This is a genomic window from Pseudomonas sp. DE0010, from assembly GCF_007680745.1.
Classification (GTDB): domain Bacteria; phylum Pseudomonadota; class Gammaproteobacteria; order Pseudomonadales; family Pseudomonadaceae; genus Aquipseudomonas; species Aquipseudomonas parafulva_B.
Genome location: NZ_VEJQ01000006.1, coordinates 184,445 through 202,392 on the forward strand (window position 1 = coordinate 184,445; position 17,948 = coordinate 202,392).

General features: G+C 62.7%; 17 protein-coding genes and 1 riboswitch. Of the genes, 8 read left to right on the top strand and 9 right to left on the bottom strand.

Translation table 11 applies throughout. From position 1 onward, the window contains the following. The first annotated feature begins 77 nt into the window (after positions 1-77). Positions 78-485 (top strand): DUF2946 family protein, encoded by a 408-nt coding sequence (locus tag FS767_RS07225; RefSeq protein ID WP_144964702.1) that lies wholly within the window; start codon positions 78-80, stop codon positions 483-485. Between the two features lie 76 nt (positions 486-561). Next, positions 562-2,613, top strand: coding sequence for a TonB-dependent receptor (locus tag FS767_RS07230; protein ID WP_144964703.1), 2,052 nt, complete (start codon positions 562-564; stop codon positions 2,611-2,613). A 41-nt stretch (positions 2,614-2,654) separates the two neighbouring features. Here the strand turns inward: FS767_RS07230 and FS767_RS07235 are convergent, their stop codons facing one another. From FS767_RS07235 to FS767_RS07250, 4 genes are read right to left on the bottom strand one after another with little or no spacing between them, the layout of a single operon-like run. After that, a complete protein-coding gene (locus FS767_RS07235; protein ID WP_144964704.1) occupies positions 2,655-3,674 on the bottom strand; it encodes an iron ABC transporter permease in 1,020 nt (339 codons plus the stop codon). Then, positions 3,671-4,639, bottom strand: coding sequence for an ABC transporter substrate-binding protein (locus FS767_RS07240; RefSeq protein WP_144964705.1), 969 nt, complete (start codon positions 4,637-4,639; stop codon positions 3,671-3,673). The genes FS767_RS07235 and FS767_RS07240 overlap by 4 nt, the downstream gene beginning before the upstream one ends. Continuing rightward, positions 4,636-5,421 (bottom strand): ABC transporter ATP-binding protein, encoded by a 786-nt coding sequence (locus tag FS767_RS07245; protein ID WP_078478923.1) that lies wholly within the window; start codon positions 5,419-5,421, stop codon positions 4,636-4,638. Before FS767_RS07245 ends, FS767_RS07240 begins: the two co-directional genes overlap by 4 nt. Before the next feature lie 45 nt (positions 5,422-5,466). Continuing rightward, positions 5,467-7,605: a TonB-dependent receptor gene (locus FS767_RS07250; protein ID WP_144964706.1), complete on the bottom strand. Its 2,139-nt coding sequence runs from the start codon at positions 7,603-7,605 to the stop codon at positions 5,467-5,469. A 108-nt stretch (positions 7,606-7,713) separates the two neighbouring features. Further along, positions 7,714-7,922, bottom strand: a riboswitch (cobalamin riboswitch). A gap of 86 nt (positions 7,923-8,008) precedes the next feature. On the opposite strand from FS767_RS07250, the gene FS767_RS07255 reads away from it, so the two are divergent. The 5 genes from FS767_RS07255 to FS767_RS07275 all read left to right on the top strand — a co-directional run bounded on the left by FS767_RS07255 (position 8,009) and on the right by FS767_RS07275 (position 13,749). Beyond that, positions 8,009-8,572, top strand: a complete 564-nt coding sequence (locus FS767_RS07255) for a tyrosine-type recombinase/integrase (protein ID WP_144964707.1) — start codon at positions 8,009-8,011, stop codon at positions 8,570-8,572. A 36-nt stretch (positions 8,573-8,608) separates the two neighbouring features. After that, complete coding sequence (locus FS767_RS07260) at positions 8,609-10,396, top strand: N-acetylglutaminylglutamine amidotransferase (protein WP_058605634.1); 1,788 nt, start codon at positions 8,609-8,611, stop codon at positions 10,394-10,396. 4 nt (positions 10,397-10,400) lie between these two features. Beyond that, on the top strand, positions 10,401-12,146 hold the full coding sequence (gene ngg, locus FS767_RS07265) for an N-acetylglutaminylglutamine synthetase (RefSeq protein ID WP_058605635.1): 1,746 nt from the start codon (positions 10,401-10,403) through the stop codon (positions 12,144-12,146). A 105-nt stretch (positions 12,147-12,251) separates the two neighbouring features. After that, the gene (locus FS767_RS07270) at positions 12,252-13,436 is read left to right on the top strand and encodes an osmoprotectant NAGGN system M42 family peptidase (RefSeq protein ID WP_058605636.1); all 1,185 of its coding nucleotides are present in this window, start codon (positions 12,252-12,254) and stop codon (positions 13,434-13,436) included. An 85-nt stretch (positions 13,437-13,521) separates the two neighbouring features. Then, complete coding sequence (locus tag FS767_RS07275) at positions 13,522-13,749, top strand: YheU family protein (protein WP_023533767.1); 228 nt, start codon at positions 13,522-13,524, stop codon at positions 13,747-13,749. Positions 13,750-13,777: 28 nt separating this feature from the next. Here FS767_RS07275 and csrA read toward each other — a convergent pair whose 3' ends face one another. Both csrA and FS767_RS07285 read right to left on the bottom strand, forming a co-directional pair. Further along, positions 13,778-13,978 carry a carbon storage regulator CsrA gene (gene csrA, locus FS767_RS07280; protein ID WP_058605637.1) on the bottom strand — a complete coding sequence of 67 codons (201 nt, stop codon included), beginning with the start codon at positions 13,976-13,978 and terminating at the stop codon, positions 13,778-13,780. 129 nt (positions 13,979-14,107) lie between these two features. Beyond that, entirely contained in the window at positions 14,108-14,917 is an 810-nt protein-coding gene (locus FS767_RS07285; RefSeq protein WP_144964708.1) for an SDR family oxidoreductase, read from the bottom strand. Positions 14,918-15,141: 224 nt separating this feature from the next. On the opposite strand from FS767_RS07285, the gene FS767_RS07290 reads away from it, so the two are divergent. Then, positions 15,142-15,294 (top strand): DUF3309 family protein, encoded by a 153-nt coding sequence (locus FS767_RS07290; protein WP_012271016.1) that lies wholly within the window; start codon positions 15,142-15,144, stop codon positions 15,292-15,294. A gap of 48 nt (positions 15,295-15,342) precedes the next feature. On the opposite strand, the gene FS767_RS07295 is transcribed toward FS767_RS07290, so the two are convergent. The 3 genes from FS767_RS07295 to FS767_RS23040 form a co-directional block, all read right to left on the bottom strand. Next, positions 15,343-17,007: a cation acetate symporter gene (locus FS767_RS07295; RefSeq protein WP_027915845.1), complete on the bottom strand. Its 1,665-nt coding sequence runs from the start codon at positions 17,005-17,007 to the stop codon at positions 15,343-15,345. Further along, entirely contained in the window at positions 17,004-17,315 is a 312-nt protein-coding gene (locus tag FS767_RS07300) for a DUF485 domain-containing protein (protein WP_058605639.1), read from the bottom strand. The genes FS767_RS07295 and FS767_RS07300 overlap by 4 nt, the downstream gene beginning before the upstream one ends. Before the next feature lie 453 nt (positions 17,316-17,768). After that, positions 17,769-17,948, bottom strand: a 180-nt coding sequence (locus FS767_RS23040; RefSeq protein WP_144964709.1) for a hypothetical protein, incomplete at its 5' end; no start/stop codon positions are given.

The following is a 17,948-nucleotide window of genomic DNA, read 5'->3' on the forward strand; positions in this document are numbered from 1 at the left end:
CAATAGGGCGCAGCAGCGACATTTCATACCTGATCGCGAATGAGGCTTAATACGGGCCTTGATCGCCTGGGGGTCAGATGACCGTACGTGCACGCTCACTTGTGTGTTTGCTTGCAGGCATTGCCGTGCTGTTCAACCTGCTGGCGATGCCGCTCAATCGTGCCTTGCAATCCCCGAGCATCGACAGCCAATCGCTGATTCTGGGAAGCTTTTGCAGCCTGCACGGTGCGCAGAGCTTGCCCAAGTCACTGCTGGCCCAGCTCAAGGCCGACCTGCCGCAACTGGACGATCAGCCGCCAATCAAGCATCAGGCGGGTGACTGCTGCTGTGGCCATGCCGGGCATGCCTTGCTGGCCAGCGACCACTATCGGCACCTGTTCCCCCGCTACTGGCCCGACGTACTGCTGATCGGTGACAGCCACAAGCTGCCGTTGCCGCGTGAACAGTGGCCCAAGCTCAACCCCCGCGCCTCTCCCCTGGCCTGACCCGTCGTTGCTTACCCATTGCTGCCCCGCGACATGCGGCGCGCAGCGCTGCTCGACTGTCTTCAGGAAACACTTCATGTCTGCGTTTCGTCATACCGCACGCGCCGTCCTGCCCGTGCTCGCTGTTTATAGCCTCAGCCCTCTGTCATCGGCCATTGCCGAAACACGCGCTGCCGAGAACTCGACGCTAACCCTCGGTGCGGTCAGCGTGACCAGCACCGAAAGCGGCCCGCTGGCCACCAGCAGCGTGCTCAGTTCGGTGGATATTTTAGGCGGTGACATCCTCGAAAAAATGCCAGTCGCCTACAGCTGGGAGCTGCTGCGCCGGGCACCGGGGGTGATGCTCACCGAGTTCAACCAAGGCACCACCTCGGGCAAACTGTCGTTTCGCGGCTTCAATGGCGAAGGCGAAGTGAACGCGGTCAAGTTGCTGATCGATGGCATCCCCAGTAACACCAACGACGGCAACATGCCCTTCATCGACGCGGTGTTCCCCATGGACATCGACAGCATCGAAGTGGTGCGCGGCACCAGCGACCCGCGCTATGGCCTGAACAACATCGCCGGCAACGTCAACATCAACACCCGCACCGGCGGCAATTACAACAAGGCGCGCCTGCGCTACGGCAGTTTCAACACCCGCGAGGTGCAACTGGCCAAAGGCATCGAAACCAGTAACTGGACACAGAACTATTTCTTAGCCCGCCAGCAGGTCGACGGTTACCGCGATCATGCCGACACCGAACGCTACAGTTTCGGCGGCAAGTGGTTCTATACCCCTGACGATGGCAGCTACCGCCTTGGTCTGATCGCGCGTCACTACGAGTCCGAAGCCCAGGAAGCGGGATACTTGACCAAGGACGACGCCCGCCATCATCCGCGCATGACCAATGACTACAACGCCACGGACAAAGGCACGCGGCGAATGAACCAGGTCAGCGTGCACTTGGACACTGACCTGGCCGAGACCCTGTCCTGGTCGGCCAAGGCCTACCTCAACACCTATGACGACCGTCGCTGGACCCAGTACTGGCGCACCAGTTCACAGCAGGAGCGCGACACCTACGAGGACCAGTACGGCGCCATCACCTCGTTGACCTGGCGACCACAGGTGGACTGGCTGCACGCCTTTGCGCTGGAAGGTGGCAGCGATGTGCAGAAGCAACAGAACCGCAGCGAGCGCTACCGTACCCAAGCGCGTGTACGCCAGGCGCAGACACGTGACCAGGACTTCGACTTCAACACAGTCGGTGCCTACGTACAGGCAGAGATCGAGCCGTTGGAGTCGCTCAAGATCGTGCCGGCCTACCGGGTGGACAAGATCAGTGGTGACTTCACCAACAAGATGACCGGACAGGGCTACGACATCAACGACTACGGGCTGATCAAGCAGCCCAAGCTCAGCATTGTCTATTCGCCATGGAAGTTTGCCAGCGTTTACGCCAACTGGGGTCGCACCTTCCAGGTCGGTACCGGCGCCGCAGCCTACAAGGTGCCGCCGCGCAACGAGGACTTGTCCCCTTCGATCAACGAAGGCTGGGAAACCGGCGTCAAGTTCACCCCGGCCAGCTGGGTCGATGGCCGTGTGGCCTATTGGCGCCAGGACGCCTCTGGCGAAGTGAGCCGGCGCCTGAACGACCCGAGTGGGGAGTCGGACAATGTCGGTGAGACACGGCGCTGGGGCTACGACCTGCAGGTCAACCTGCACCCGGATGAACGCACCGAGGTATGGATGTCGTACTCCTGGCAGTACTCCAAGATCCTTGAGCCCAGCAGCGCATTACCAGGTAGCAAGGGCCAGGAAATCGATCACGTGCCACATCACCTGTGGAATACCGGCATCAGCTACCAGGCTACCCCAAAGCTGCAGCTCACTGCCTGGGCGAACGGGCAGACCAACTACTACCTGGAGCGGGAGAACACTCAAGGTACCTATGGCGGCTACGTGCTGATGAACCTTGGGGCGACGTACAAACTCAGCGAAACCATGAGCGTGGACCTGCAACTGAAGAATCTGACCAACCGTTACTACGAGTACGTCTGGTACGACCCAGATGGAGCAGATGCGTCACTGCACTCCCCCGGCGACGGCCGTGCGCTGTATGCAGGGCTCACCCTGGACTTCTGATGCAGGGCACGGCAAGCACCCCACGGTGGCTTGCCGTGTCGTTACCGCTTGAGCAACAGCATGAAGAACACCCCGCCCAGCGCTGCGGTAGCAATGCCGATCGGCAGGTCTTGCGGTGCGATCAGGGTGCGGGCGGCCACATCCACCCAGACCAGAAACACCCCACCCAGCAGCGCACTGACCGGCATCAACCGCCGATTGTCCGCCCCCACCAGCAAGCGCGCTACGTGGGGCACCATAAGGCCCACGAAACCGATGGCACCCGACAGCGAGACCAGCACCCCGGTCAACAAGGACGTGCAGATGAACACCTCAAGCCGCAGGCGCCGGCCGCAGAAGCCCAAGCTGATCGCGGTCTGCTCGCCACTCATCAGTGCATTCAGGCCGCGCCCCATCACCTGGAGCGCACACAGCCCAAGCAGCACGCACAGTGCCGGCAACCAGATGACCTCCCAGCGGGCAGCCCCCAGCCCACCCAGCATCCAGAACACCACCGAAGCCGCCGCGTGCTGGTCACCGGTATAGAGCAGCAGGTTGACCACGGCCATCAGCACGAAGGACACCGCCACCCCCGCCAACAGCAAGCGATCGCTTTCCAGGCGTCCGCCGCGGCGCGCCACGCCGATCACCAGCAGCATGCTCCCTGTCGCCCCCACGAACGCAGCCAGCGGCAGGCTGAGCACACCGACGAAGTCCCCGACGTAAAGCATCACCAGCACTGCGCCCAGCGCAGCGCCGGCGCTGACACCCAGCAAATGTGGGTCTGCCAGTGGGTTTCGGGTGACGGACTGCAGGGCCGTACCCACCAGGGCAAGCCCTGCCCCGACCAATGCGCCCAACAGTACACGCGGGGCACGGATGAGCCAGACGATGTGCGTCTGGCTCTTGCTGAGCGCAGGCCCCCAGTCGATGCCCATCTGGTGCGCGACGATCCCGATGACGTGGGTCAAGGGCACCGATGCCGGGCCAAATGCCAGCGACACGACCAAAGACGCCACCAACAGGATGACCAGCACCACGGTCAGCCAGCCATAACACGCCGGGCTGCGCGCCAAGGTCATGGTGCCCCTGCTGCGAACAGCTCGGGATGCAGGGCGCGGGCGATTTTCTCCACGGCTTCGACGTTCTCCACCGAGGGGGTGACCTGCAGGTAGGTCAGTGGCACGAAGCGCTGCTCGCGGATGGCCCGTACGTCTTTCAATGCAGGCTGGTGCAACAGAAAATCACGTTTCTGCTGCCAGGTCCTGGGTCCGTAGTCGACGATCAGGATCACGTCAGGGTCGCGCTCTACCACGCTTTCCCAATTCACCTGGGTCCAGCTGGCGGCCACGTCGTCCATCACGTTCACGCCACCGGCTGCGTCGATCAGCGCCTGCGGCATGCCCAGGCGCCCCGATGTCAGCGGGCGATCTTCGCCGCTGTCGCACAAGAAGACCCGTGGTCGGTGTTGCGCCTGCCCTGCCCGCGCTTGCACCCCGGCGATCCGCTGGCGCATCTGCCCGATCAGCGCTTGGGCCTGGCGCTGGTGATCGAACATGCGCCCCAGGTTATCCAGGTCGCGATAGACATCATCGAAGCTCGCACGCTGGCCGGACATGACCCAAGCGCAGGACTCGCTCAACTCGTAGACCGGGACTCCAAAGGGCGCAAGCGTCGCGGGGGTGACCGCCCCTCCCACGTGCATGCCATAGTTCCAGCCGGCGAAGAACAGGTCGGCATCGACCGCCAGCAGCGTTTCAATGGAAGGATACCGGCTGGCCAGTTGTGGCACGCCCTCCAGCGCAGCGTCGATCCATGGGTCACGGTGTTTGCTGCGGGTGAACCCTGTGTAGCCGATGATGCTGTCTCGCAGCCCCAGGTGCAGCAGCATGGCGGTCATGTTCACATCGTGCACCACCACCCGTTGGGGGGCCTTGCTGAACGTCACCAGGCGCTCGCAACTGCGCACGTTCAGCGGGTACTCGCTGGCCGTGGCATGCAGCGCCAGCAGCAGCGTTATCAGGGCGATCAGAAAGCGAGCGTTCATGGTCGGGTTATCCAGGTAATGCGTGGGTAAGGGTGCAGCGGATGAAGGTCGACCAGCGCCTGGACACCAAACACCTCCTGGATCAGTTCGCGAGTCAGCACCTGCTGGGGCGTGCCGCTGACAAGGATGCGGCCAGCGTCGATGACGTACAGCCGGTCACAGAATGCCGCAGCCAGGTTGAGGTCGTGGAAGCTGGCCAGGGTGCTCAGCCCCAGGCTGCGCAAATGCTGCAGAAGCCCAAGTTGGTAACGCGGGTCGAGGTGGTTGGTCGGCTCGTCGAGAATCAGCAGTTCAGGGGCCTGCACCAGTGCCCGGGCCAGCAGCACGCGCTGCTTCTCGCCTCCGGATAGCGAAGCGAACGTACGCTCGGCATGGCCTGCCAGCCCAACCAGCACAAGCGTATGAGCGACCCTTTGCCGGTCCTCGGGCGTGTCGCCATCAAACAGGGCCTTGTGCGGCGTGCGCCCCATGCTCACCACCTCGGCAACGCTCAATCCGAATTCGCCAGGAAACTCCTGGAGCACCACCGCGATACGCTGCGCACACCAGCGCGGGCTGCGTTGCCAGATATCGACACCGCTCACGCTGACCCTGCCTGCGGTGGGTTGCGTGGCGCGATAGGCGCAACGTAGCAGGCTGGTCTTGCCACTGCCGTTGGGGCCGACAAGCCCTACGCACTCACCGTCGTCCACATGCAGGTCCACGCCTTGCAGGATCTGGCGCACCCTGCGCCCCGCCTCGGGCACTGCCCAGTGCAGGCCTTCGATACTCAGTCGAGTCATCGGATTCACTCCAGCAAGCACCGGCCCGCAGGCCGGTGGGACGGATCAGAAACGGTAATCGGCCGTGACAAAGAACGACCGTGGTTCACCCAGGTACCACTGCCGGCCGTTATTTTCGGTGGTGGTGGCGTACTGACGATCGAGCAGGTTGTTGAGCTGCAGGCCCAAGGTCAGGTCCGGCTGCACGTGCCAGTCAACGTTGGCGTCGACCACGGTGTAGCTCGGTACCTGCACGGTATTGGCATTGTCCCCATAGCGGCTGTCGACATACCGCGCTCCAGCCCCGGCACTGAACAACCGACCAAAGTCTTTGCTCAACCACAGGTTGGCCGACCGCCGTGGCACATCGATCGGCCGGTTGCCGCTGTAGTCGCTGTTGCCACTGGCAAATTCGTCGTACTCGGCGCGGACCCAGGCGGCGTTGGCCGAAAGCTGCACACCGTAGGGCAGGCGCAACGCCAGGGTGGCCTCGATGCCGTCCGAAGATTGCTGGCCGACCTGTTGCTGGACGGTGGGGTTGAGTGGGTCGGTACTCAGGAGTTTCTTCTTGACGATGTGGTACGCCGCCAGTGTCCACTCGCCACGGCCTTCAGGCAGCATCTGCTTGAAACCGACTTCGGCCTGTTTGGCGGTACTCAGGTCCCAGCTTTGTTGCGCTGCACTGAGCGTCAGCAAGCTGCTCACGCCCTCGGTGCTGGTGGCGTACTGACCATAGACCGAGAGGTCCTCGGTCAGCGCGAACACCAGGCCCGCCCGCCAGTTGTCGCCACTCAGGCTGCGATCAGTGCGGGTATCGGTGTCCAGATCGTCACGGTTCAGGTGCACCTGGTCATGCCGCACACCGGTGATCAACGACAGGCGCTGGGTCAGTTGCGTGCGGTTTTCGGCGAACAGGGAGAATTGCCGGGCCTGGTTCGCTTCGCGCGAGCGGTAGGGGTCGGTGCTGATGTAATCGCCGCCGCCCGAGCCCCATAGCGGCACGGTATCTGTGTAGGTGTTGCCAAAATCATGCTTGCGCACGAAGCGGATCGCGTTGTAGTCCGCGCCAACCACGGTCTGGCTGTCCAGGCCGAACAGGGTGTGCTGCAGGGTGAACGATTGGCGATCCCCAATCTGTTCCTGGGTCTGCTTGATGCTGATGAAATTGCTGCGCTGCACCTGGCCGCCCGGCAACCAAGTGTAGCTTTCGGCATTTCGCCACCGGCGCTGGGCCTTGAGGAAGTACAGCTGATTACTGGCGGTGAGGTTGTCGGTAATGGTCCAGTCAGTGACCAGGCGAGTGGACTGATCGTTGTAATGCACCTGGGCATTGGCCACATTGTAGTTATGGTCACGCAGCGACTCACGGTAGTGCCCATGTACCAACGGCGTACCAAAATACTGCTGCGGCTCCTGGTCACCGTAGTCATGGCTGAGGGTGACGCTCAGATCGTCGTTCGGCTGCCAGCGCACTGAACCGCTGAGCGCAATGCTGGCTGACTCACCACGGTCAACCCAGCCGTTGCTGCCCAGTTTGTCGAGCGTGAGGCGGTAGCTCAGGGTATCGGTCAGCGAACCGCCGCTGTCCAATGCCAACTGCCGACGATCATTGGAACCGTAGCCCAGGCGAACCTGGTTGCGAACCTCGCCGTCGAAGGGCTTCTTCGGCACCACGTTGATCACCGCACCGGTGGCGCCCTCTCCGTACAACACCGAAGCCGGGCCGCGCAGCACGTCGATGCGTTCTACTGACCAAGTGTCCACGGGAAACGTGACGGTGCCGGCGCCCACGTACAGGCGGGTGCCGTCATACAGCTGCATGGTCGAACTGTGGCCGGTGAAGCCACGGGCCGAAAGCGCAGTGCCGCCGTTGCCAGGCGTGCCGACGAAAGTGATGCCGGGGGTGCGGGTCACCGCGTCCTGCACCGTGGCGTTGTTGCGCCCGAGAATTTGCTCGGCGCTGATGCTGGTGACGCTCGCTGGCGTTTCCAAGGGCGTGAGGTTCAGGCGCGAACCGCTGGTGCCAGGGGTGTGCAGGTCCACGGGAGGGTTCTGCTCGGCAGTGCCGGTGATGGCTGTGGCGGGCAATGCCAGCGCATGGACATCTTCGGCTGTCTGAATCGGGACGGCCATGCACACACAGGGCACCAGGCTCGCACCCAGCAACGCCCCTTGAGGGGTAAGAAAAACACAATAGCGGGACATATCTTTCCACTTGCAGCAGGAATGAAAGAATCCCGGAGGGAACAACGCATGGGGAACACGCAGGCGCACGCGCCCACGGAAACCGGCCTGCGCCCGCCCACCGCGGGTTTGCCAAACAAGGCTTCAGGCCGGTCTCCGGGCTCGCGAGGGTCATGATGCCGTCACCTTCCCATGCCGGTGGCACAGTGGTCTGTCGAAAGCATCGCTCGCATACCGTTGCGGGGGCAGCGCCGGACTGATCACCCTGGGGTGACGAACCGGCTTCCCGTTTCACCCCATGCACGGCGGCAGGGGGCACCTGAAACAGGCGCGCAGATGACCATCAAAATCGTTCCGGGTCAACATCTCGTGCCAATGGCCGTCATTGATTAACCGCCACCCAGCATCGACGAACGGCATTTCGATGATTCATACCGCCTGCTTGGCGACCTTCATCCGAGCCTGCGAAAGCGTGTTCAGGCGGGCGCAGCGCTGGGTTGGAGAGCGATTGATAGGTGCCCTTAACAGGGCCGGTGCCGGGGGACTTGAGCTACTGGAAATCCTCGAAAATCGCACCAAAACCAGGCGCACATGCAAAGTTTTATTGAACGATCGGGCCTTGTACGCCCTCGAAAAACCCAGACCGCTCACCGAGGCGCGTTCAGATGATGTGTTCGCGCCCAGTGGGACAGACGACCGTTCGGCGCTGTTCAGACGCCCCGAAGCGAGTCAAAAACGTTACTGGCTGGCAGCTTCGCGGATGCTTGGTATCAAGCACCGCAGGATGCACGACACGCGCCACACGTACGCAACCATGTGCCTGGTGGCCGGCATGAACCCGGCATTCATCGCCGCGCAACTCGGGCACAGCGTGCAGGTGCTGCTCTCCATGCGCCAGGTGGATCAACGCCCCAACGACTGGGCGCAGTTTGATCAGCCTAAGCCTGCGGGAAGCAGTACAAATGCGGTACGCGCGAAAAGCCAGTGACGCCATGAGTGCCGAAACTCAAAGGGTTTACGTTACATGTGCGGATTAGCTGGAGAATTGCGTTTCACCCCCCTCGGTCAAGCCCCTCGCCCAGCCGACCTGGCTGCCGTTGAGCGAATCACTCATCACCTGGCGCCACGTGGCCCGGATGCGTGGGGCTTTTACAGCCAGGGGCCAATCGCCCTCGGCCACCGTCGCCTGAAAATCATGGACCTGTCCGACGGCTCGGCCCAGCCCATGCAGGACAGCACCCTGGGCCTGTCACTGGCCTTCAACGGCGCCATCTACAACTTCCCCGAATTGCGCCAGGAGCTGCTGGACCTGGGCTATAGCTTCTGGTCCGACGGCGACACGGAGGTGCTGCTCAAGGGGTACCACGCCTGGGGCGAGGCCCTGCTGCCCAAGCTCAACGGCATGTTCGCCCTGGCTATCTGGGAGCGCGACAGCCAGCGCCTGTTCCTGGCCCGCGACCGCCTGGGCGTAAAGCCCCTGTACCTCTCGCGCAACGGCGAGCGCCTGCGCTTTGCATCGACCTTGCCGGCGCTGCTCAAAGGGGGCGACATCGACCCGATGCTTGACCCGGTGGCACTGAACCACTACCTGAATTTCCATGCCGTGGTCCCGGCGCCGCGCACGCTGCTGGCCAACGTGCAAAAGCTCGAACCCGGCACCTGGATGCGCATCGACCGCCACGGCGAAGTTGAGCGCAGCACCTGGTGGCAACTCCAGTACGGCCCTAACCCGGATGAGCGTGACCTGACCCTGGAGGATTGGACCACACGGGTCCTTGATGCCACCCGCGATGCGGTTGCCATTCGCCAGCGCGCTGCCGTCGACGTGGGCGTGCTGCTCTCCGGCGGTGTCGATTCCAGCCTGCTGGTCGGCCTGCTGCGCGAAGTGGGCGTGGATGACCTGTCGACCTTCTCCATCGGTTTCGAGGACGCAGGCGGCGAGCGCGGCGATGAATTCCAGTATTCGGACCTGATCGCCAAGCACTACGGTACCCGCCACCATCAACTGCGCATTGCCGAGCACGAGATCATCGATCAGTTGCCTGCGGCGTTCCGCGCCATGAGCGAGCCGATGGTCAGCCATGACTGCATCGCCTTCTACCTGCTGTCGCGCGAAGTGGCCAAGCACTGCAAGGGCGTGCAGAGCGGCCAGGGCGCCGATGAGCTGTTTGCCGGGTACCACTGGTACCCACAGGTCGATGGCGCCAACGATGCATTCGCGGCGTACCGCGAAGCGTTCTTCGACCGCAGCCATGCCGAATACCGTGACACCGTGCAGCCGGCCTGGCAGCTGGAGAACGATGCTGCTGGCGACTTCGTCCGTGAACACTTCGCCCGCCCTGGCGCCGACGCGGCCGTAGACAAGGCTCTGCGTCTGGACAGCACGGTGATGCTGGTGGACGACCCGGTCAAGCGTGTGGACAACATGACCATGGCCTGGGGCCTGGAGGCCCGTACGCCGTTTCTGGACTACCGCCTGGCAGAACTGTCGGCTCGCATTCCGGCACGCTTCAAGCTGCCCGACGGCGGCAAGCAGGTGCTCAAGGAGGCGGCGCGCCGAGTCATTCCGCATGAAGTCATCGACCGCAAGAAGGGCTACTTCCCGGTGCCTGGCCTCAAGCACCTCGAAGGCGCCACCCTGGGTTGGGTACGCGACCTGCTGACCGACCCGAGCCAGGACCGCGGCCTGTTCAACCCGGCCATGATCGACCGTCTGCTGAGCAACCCGCACGGCCAGCTCACCCCCCTGCGCGGTTCCAAACTGTGGCAGTTGGCGGCGCTGAACCTGTGGCTGACCGAACAAGGACTCTGAACCCATGAAAGCCCACGAAACGGCCTATGGCCAGCGCCTGCTGCGCGGCCAGGCGCCCTCTTACGAGCGCCTGCAGGCACGCCTTGCGGGCGATGGCAGCGAGCCCCACGACCAGCCACGTGCCCTGCACTGTGGCTGGGGACGGCTACTGATCGGGCATACCTATGCCGACCCGGCCAAACTGGCAGAAGACCTGTTGGGCGAATGCCGCGGTGAACGCGACATTGCCCTGTACGTGGCGGCGCCCCAGCAGGTGCTGGCCCACGCGCCGCAGCAACTGTTCCTGGACCCCTCGGACACCCTGCGCCTGTGGTTTACCGACTATCGCCCGGCACAACGGGTATTTCGCGGCTTTCGCGTGCGTCGGGCGCAAAACCCCAGTGACTGGCAAGCCATCAACACGCTCTACCAGGCACGCGGCATGCTGCCCGTGGACCCTGAGCTGCTCACCCCGCGGCACCTGGGCGGACCGGTGTACTGGCTGGCCGAGGACGAAGACAGTGGCGCGATCATCGGCAGTGTCATGGGCTTGAACCATGCCAAGGCCTTCGATGACCCGGAACACGGCAGCAGCCTGTGGTGCCTTGCCGTAGACCCGCACTGCACCCGTCCTGGGGTGGGTGAAGTGCTGGTGCGCCACCTGATCGAGCACTTCATGAGCCGCGGCCTGGCCTACCTGGACCTGTCGGTGTTGCACGACAACCGTCAGGCCAAGCGCCTGTACGAAAAACTGGGCTTTCGCAACCTGCCCACGTTCGCCGTCAAGCGCAAGAACGTCATCAACGAGCGCCTGTTCCTGGGCCCTGGCCCACAGGCTGACCTCAACCCCTATGCGCGCATCATCGTCGATGAGGCCCTGCGCCGGGGTATTGAGGTGCAGGTGTGCGACGCCGCTGCCGGTCTGTTCACCCTGAGCCTGGGCGGTCGCCGCGTACGCTGCCGGGAGTCGCTCAGCGACCTGACCAGCGCCGTGACCATGACCTTGTGCCAGGACAAGCGCCTGACCCAACACGCCCTGCACAATGCAGGTCTGCTGGTGCCGGCGCAGCAACTGGCCGGTAACGCCGATGACAACCTGGCGTTCCTCGAGGACCACGGCGCGGTCGTGGTCAAACCCGTGGATGGCGAACAGGGCCAAGGCGTAGCGGTCAACCTGACGACCATCGAAGACGTCACGCGTGCGGTCGAGCACGCTCGACAGTTCGACAGCCGCGTGCTGTTGGAGAGCTTCCATGCCGGGCACGACTTGCGCATCGTGGTCATCGGCTATGAAGTGGTCGCGGCCGCGATTCGCCACCCGGCGCAGGTGATGGGCGATGGTACGCACAGCATCCGCGCGCTGATCGATGCACAAAGCCGGCGGCGCCAGGCGGCCACTGGCGGCGAAAGCAAGATCCCGGTGGACGATGAGACCGAGCGCACGTTGGCCGCGGCCGGCTTTGGGTATGAGGATGTGTTGCCCGCGGGCCGCCAGCTGGCCGTGCGGCGCACCGCCAATCTGCACACCGGCGGCACGCTCGAAGATGTCACGGCACGCCTCCACCCTACCCTCGCCGATGCGGCCATCCGTGCAGCGCGGGCACTGGAGATACCCGTGGTGGGCCTCGATTTCATGGTCAAGGATGCCAGCGAACCCGACTACGTCATCATCGAGGCCAACGAGCGTGCAGGCCTGGCCAACCACGAGCCGCAACCGACGGCAGAACGCTTCATCGACCTGTTGTTCCCCCATAGCAGGCCACTGGCCTGATACACCCATGCTTCGCTCGGACGGGAGCCCGGCGCCGGCGCCGCTCCCGCTCGACCGTGACGACCGGATCACCCAACGCTTTTTCAACCGACCGGAGGCCTGGACATGTCTGAACGACATCCCGAACCCGATCTCGAGTACCTCAAGCGCGTCTTGCTGGAAATGCTCGCCATCCCCAGCCCTACAGGCTTCACCGACACCATCGTGCGCTACGTGGCCGAGCGCCTGGACGAGCTGGGCATTCCCTACGAACTGACCCGACGCGGCACCATTCGCGCCACCCTCAAAGGGCGTCAAAGCTCCCCGGACCGCGCCGTTTCCGCGCACCTGGACACCATCGGCGCCAGCGTGCGCCAGGTGCAGGACAACGGTCGCCTGGCCCTGGCGCCGGTGGGCTGCTGGTCCAGCCGCTTCGCCGAAGGCAGCCGCGTCAGCGTGTTCACCGATGCAGGCGTATTTCGTGGCAGCGTACTGCCACTGATGGCCAGCGGGCATGCCTTCAATACCGCCATCGACCAGATGCCCATCAGTTGGGATCATGTGGAGGTGCGCCTGGACGCCTACTGTGCCACCCGTGCCGATTGCGAGGCGCTGGGCATAGGGATCGGTGACTTCGTGGCCTTCGACCCGCTGCCCGAGTTCACCGACAGCGGGCATATCAGCGCCCGCCACCTGGACGACAAGGCCGGGGTCGCTGCCTTGCTGGCCGCCTTGAAAGCCGTGGTGGAAAGTGGCCGCCAGCCGCTGATCGATTGCCACCCGCTGTTCACCATCACCGAAGAAACCGGCTCGGGAGCCGCCGGCGCCCTGCCCTGGGATGTCAGCGAGTTCGTCGGGATCGATATCGCCCCGGTCGCGCCTGGCCAGGCCTCCAGTGAGCACGCTGTCAGCGTGGCCATGCAGGACTCGTCCGGGCCGTACGACTACCACTTGTCCCGACACCTGCTCAAACTCGCAGGCGAACAGGAATTGCCGGTACGCCGCGACCTGTTCCGCTACTACTTCAGTGATGCCCATTCGGCGGTGACTGCGGGCCATGACATCCGCACGGCGCTGGTCGCCTTTGGCTGCGATGCCACCCACGGCTATGAGCGCACGCACATCGACAGCCTGGCCGCGTTGAGCCAATTGTTGTCGGCCTACCTGTTGAGCCCGCCCGTGTTTGCCAGCGACTCGCAGCCAGCCAATGCGTCACTTGAGCGCTTCAGTCATCAGCTCGAACACGATGCGCAGATGGAGAGCGACACGCGCGTGCCGGCGGTGGACAGCCTGGTCGGTCAGAAGACCTGACAGCAAGTGCGGGACCGCCTGGCGGGCGGTCCCTGCGCCATCGAAATCGCGTAGGATGCCTACAACTCATTCAGACACGTTACCCATGCTGATTCCCTACGAACACTTGCAAGCCGACACCCTCACCCGCCTGATCGAGGACTTCGTGACCCGCGACGGCACCGACAATGGTGATGACACGCCGTTGGAAACCCGTGTGCTGAGGGTCCGCCAGGCGCTGGCCAAGGGGCAGGCGTTCATCCTGTTCGACCCTGAAAGCCAGCAGTGCCAGCTGCTGGCCAAGCACGACGTGCCTCGCGAACTGCTGGAGTAAGGCACATGCGGGCGACTTCCAGGCGGCCTTATGAAGCCTTGTGCGCCCGGCGCGCCCTGGCACATTGCGTTTCCTTGATACGCCTGTAGACCTCGGCGCGGTGCACCGGCACCTCCCGGGGTGCATCGACACCGAAGCGCACCATCCCGTCCCGGGTCTCTACCACCATGATTCGGATGTCATCGCCGATCATGATGACCTCGCCCACTTCGCGTCCTATTACCAACATGTTCCGGTCCTCCAGCGAAAGGGAAAACCGGAGCGTGCAGCGTAGCCATTTGGCTACTCAATACTTCCACCCTCATTCAGAAAGACCCGACACGGCTAGGTAACCTTTCTTACAGAGCTGCCCTACTCCTTAACGGGTTCGGGCCTTCGCACGCATCTTCACTGCCATGTCGGCCATTTCATCGTACAGCCGTTCAGGTGCCTGGCATTTCAACGCCCAGGCCTGGCGCCCCGCTTCGTGGGGCAGGATCAGAAACTGCCCGTCAGCCACCTGGTGGTAGATGCACTCGGCGATATCGCTGGCACTGATGGGCGAGCCTTCCAGCAACTTGCCGACCTGCGCTTTCATGGCCGGGTCCGGCCCACGGAACGAGTCCAGCAGGTTGGTCTGGAAAAATGACGGGCAGACCACGTGCACACCCACCCCTAGTTGGCGCAGCTCCACCAGCAGGCTTTCCGAGAGCGCCAGCACTCCCGCCTTGGCGACGTTGTAATTGCTCATGCCTGGGCCCTGCATGAGCGCTGCCATGGAGGCGATGTTGACGATGCGCCCTTTGCTGCGCTCAAGCAGCGGCAGAAAAGCCTTGCAGCCCTTGACCACGCCCATCAGGTTTACCGAGATCTGCCAGTCCCAGTCTTCGAGCGACAACTCGGCGAAGAACCCGCCTGATGCCACCCCGGCGTTATTGACGATCACATCGATGCCGTCAAAGTGCTCCTCGCACGCCTGTGCCAGCGCGGTGAGCTGGCTGTAGTCGCGTACATCGCACCGTTGCACGAACCCGTCCCCGCCCGCAGCACGGACCATTTCAAGCGTCTGGCGCAGGCCAGCCTCGCTGATGTCGGCCAACGCCAGGCGCCAGCCTTCGCGCGCCCAACGCAGGGCAATTTCGCGACCCAGCCCGGAGCCTGCGCCCGTGATCATGATGCGCTTGTGCATGGCGACTGCCTTTTTTCAGAGGGTGTGGCCCCAGTCTAATCAAGCCGATGCCCAGGGCGGGTGCTTATCAGGCAAGTGAATGAGCGGCCATGAACCGCCCGCTGCGCACAAAGACGGGGCGATGGCCAACACGCCGATGGAATCTTTCACAAGCGGCGTCGGTCATTAATTACAAGAGGCCGGCAACCTGGGCCCTTGACCCTCAACCACGCAAGGACTCCTCCATGACCACGATTCTCATCATCATCCTGATCCTCCTGTTGATTGGCGGCTTGCCGGTGTTCCCGCACTCGCGCAGCTGGGGTTATGGCCCGTCCGGCATCGTCGGTGTGGTGCTGGTGATCTTGCTGGTGTTGTTGTTGCTCGGCATGATCTAGTGAAGCAAAAAAAACCGCGCCAAGGCGCGGTTTTTTCATGCCTGCGAATCAGTGCGATACCGCCCCTGAAGCGCCCAGGCCAGTCTGCGAGCGCACGAACTGCGGGAAGAACAGCGCCCGCTCGTTTTCGGCAGCCGTGGACTTGTCGGTGATCGAGAAGAACCAGATGCCCACGAAGGCGATCAGCATCGAGAACAAGGCTGGGTACTCGTAAGGGTAAATGGCTTTCTCGTGGCCAAGGATCTGCACCCAGATGGTCGGGCCGAGCACCATCAGCGTCACTGCACTGATCAGGCCTAGCCAGCCGCCAATCATGGCGCCACGGGTGGTCAGTTTCTTCCAGTACATCGAGAGCAGCAGTACGGGGAAGTTGCAACTGGCCGCAATGGAGAAGGCCAGGCCCACCATGAAGGCGATGTTCTGCTTCTCGAACAGGATGCCCAGACCGATGGCCAGGACGCCCAGCGCAACGGTGGTGATCTTCGAGACGCGGATTTCGTCCTTGTCGTTGGCCTTGCCCTTGCGCCACACGCTGGCGTACAGGTCATGGGAAACCGCCGAAGCGCCCGCCAGGGTCAGGCCTGCCACGACCGCCAGGATGGTGGCGAAGGCCACGGCCGAGATGAAGCCCAGGAACACACTTCCGCCCACGGCATTGGCCAAGTGCACGGCGGCCATGTTGTTACCGCCCAGCAAGGCGCCGGCTGCGTCCTTGAAGTCCGGGTTGGTGCTGACCAGCAGGATCGCGCCGAAGCCGATGATGAAGGTCAGGATGTAGAAGTAGCCGATGAAACCGGTGGCGTAGAGCACGCTCTTGCGGGCTTCCTTGGCATCGCTGACGGTGAAGAAGCGCATCAGGATGTGTGGCAGACCAGCCGTACCGAACATCAGGGCCAGGCCCAGCGAGAAGGCCGAGATGGGGTCCTTGACCAGACCGCCGGGGCTCATGATGGCCTCGCCCTTGGCATGCACCTTGATGGCTTCGGAGAACAGGGTGTTGAAGTCAAAGCCTACGTGCTTCATCACCATCAGCGCCATGAAGCTTGCACCCGACAGCAACAGCACCGCCTTGATGATCTGTACCCAGGTAGTGGCCAGCATGCCGCCGAACAGCACGTACAGGCACATCAGGATACCGACCAGGATCACGGCCACGTGGTAGTCCAGGCCGAACAGCAGTTCGATCAACTTGCCTGCACCTACCATCTGTGCGATCAGGTAGAAGGCCACCACCACCAGCGACCCTGAGGCGGACAGGGTGCGGATCTGCTTTTGCCCCAGGCGATAGGAAGCGACGTCGGCGAAGGTGTATTTGCCCAGGTTACGCAGGCGCTCGGCGATCAGGAAAAGGATGATCGGCCAACCTACCAGGAAGCCAATGGAGTAGATCAAGCCATCGTAGCCGGAGGTGAACACCAAGGCGGAAATACCCAGGAACGAGGCTGCCGACATGTAGTCGCCGGCAATGGCCAGGCCGTTCTGGAACCCGGTGATGCGACCACCGGCAGCGTAGTAGTCCGAGGCGGACTTGTTGCGTTTGGAAGCCCAGTAGGTGATGCCCAGGGTGAAGGCCACGAAGGCCACGAACATGGCGATGGCAGAAACGTTCAGCGGTTGTTTCTGCACCTCGCCGGTCAGGGCATCGGCAGCCCACACGGCGGGTGCAAAGACGCCGCAGGCCAGAACGGCCAGTGTCTTGGCATGACGAATCATTGTTGCGCCTCCTTCAGGATGGCCTTGTTCAGCTCATCGAATTCGCCGTTGGCACGGCGCACGTAGATGGCGGTCAGGACAAATGCCGAGATAATCAGCCCGACGCCCAGGGGAATGCCCCAGGTGATCGATGAATCAGGGCTGATCTTGGCGCCCAGTATCTGGGGGCCGTAGGCGATCAGAAGGATGAAAGCGCAATAGAGCCCGAGCATGATCGCCGAGAGTATCCAGGCGAACCGTTCGCGCTTGCTGACCAGCTCCTTGAAACGGGGGCTGTTTTGTATCGAGAGGTAAATGCTGTCGTTCATTGTTTTTGTCCTAGCAGCACAGAGAGGGAATGTAACCCACACCCTTACTTTATGCGGCTGTTGGACGGCAACCAGACGACCTTAGTCTTAGATGCAACGGTGTTTTACCGATTGCGTAACAACGCGGGCGACCAAGGCGGGTTTGGCAGGGTCCGCCAGTGAGCGCCATGGGTGCTTGTAGGGAGACACTAAAGCGTTGGGTTCCAACTCCCCGGAAGGCAGGATCTGTGCCTAACCTCGTGTATAGAGAGCCTCCGGATCATTGCCCAGCACAGAGCGTACAGAGATGTCGATAAATCGGACTTCGCACTACATCTGCTCCAAGGTTGTAGGCGGCGAGAGGTGTGGTGGTCGGTGGGTTATTAGTAATCTGCTACGTGGCTTATACTGTGCCCATCGTTTGAATCGAACCACCATGAATCTTCCATAACTGCAACTAAGCAATCTAGCAACTCAGAATATCTTGCTAAGGCACTCTCTGCCTCTGCCTCTGCCTCTGCCTCTGCCTCTGCCTCTGCCTCTGCTGTTGATCTTGATCTTGATCTTGATCTTGATCTTGATCTTGCTTTTGATCTTCGCGACTTCAGAAGGCCGAACGCAGGTCTTGCGGAGGGAGGTGACAGGCATGGATGC

Excerpts from the sequence above, each read along its gene's own strand:
- FS767_RS07225 (WP_144964702.1), top strand. The coding sequence starts at position 78 with ATGACCGTACGTGCACGCTCACTTGTGTGTTTGCTTGCAGGCATTGCC.
- FS767_RS07230 (WP_144964703.1), top strand. The coding sequence starts at position 562 with ATGTCTGCGTTTCGTCATACCGCACGCGCCGTCCTGCCCGTGCTCGCT.
- FS767_RS07235 (WP_144964704.1), bottom strand. The coding sequence starts at position 3,674 with ATGACCTTGGCGCGCAGCCCGGCGTGTTATGGCTGGCTGACCGTGGTG.
- FS767_RS07240 (WP_144964705.1), bottom strand. The coding sequence starts at position 4,639 with ATGAACGCTCGCTTTCTGATCGCCCTGATAACGCTGCTGCTGGCGCTG.
- FS767_RS07245 (WP_078478923.1), bottom strand. The coding sequence starts at position 5,421 with ATGACTCGACTGAGTATCGAAGGCCTGCACTGGGCAGTGCCCGAGGCG.
- FS767_RS07250 (WP_144964706.1), bottom strand. The coding sequence starts at position 7,605 with ATGTCCCGCTATTGTGTTTTTCTTACCCCTCAAGGGGCGTTGCTGGGT.
- FS767_RS07255 (WP_144964707.1), top strand. The coding sequence starts at position 8,009 with ATGATTCATACCGCCTGCTTGGCGACCTTCATCCGAGCCTGCGAAAGC.
- FS767_RS07260 (WP_058605634.1), top strand. The coding sequence starts at position 8,609 with ATGTGCGGATTAGCTGGAGAATTGCGTTTCACCCCCCTCGGTCAAGCC.
- ngg (WP_058605635.1), top strand. The coding sequence starts at position 10,401 with ATGAAAGCCCACGAAACGGCCTATGGCCAGCGCCTGCTGCGCGGCCAG.
- FS767_RS07270 (WP_058605636.1), top strand. The coding sequence starts at position 12,252 with ATGTCTGAACGACATCCCGAACCCGATCTCGAGTACCTCAAGCGCGTC.
- FS767_RS07275 (WP_023533767.1), top strand. The coding sequence starts at position 13,522 with ATGCTGATTCCCTACGAACACTTGCAAGCCGACACCCTCACCCGCCTG.
- csrA (WP_058605637.1), bottom strand. The coding sequence starts at position 13,978 with ATGTTGGTAATAGGACGCGAAGTGGGCGAGGTCATCATGATCGGCGAT.
- FS767_RS07285 (WP_144964708.1), bottom strand. The coding sequence starts at position 14,917 with ATGCACAAGCGCATCATGATCACGGGCGCAGGCTCCGGGCTGGGTCGC.
- FS767_RS07290 (WP_012271016.1), top strand. The coding sequence starts at position 15,142 with ATGACCACGATTCTCATCATCATCCTGATCCTCCTGTTGATTGGCGGC.
- FS767_RS07295 (WP_027915845.1), bottom strand. The coding sequence starts at position 17,007 with ATGATTCGTCATGCCAAGACACTGGCCGTTCTGGCCTGCGGCGTCTTT.
- FS767_RS07300 (WP_058605639.1), bottom strand. The coding sequence starts at position 17,315 with ATGAACGACAGCATTTACCTCTCGATACAAAACAGCCCCCGTTTCAAG.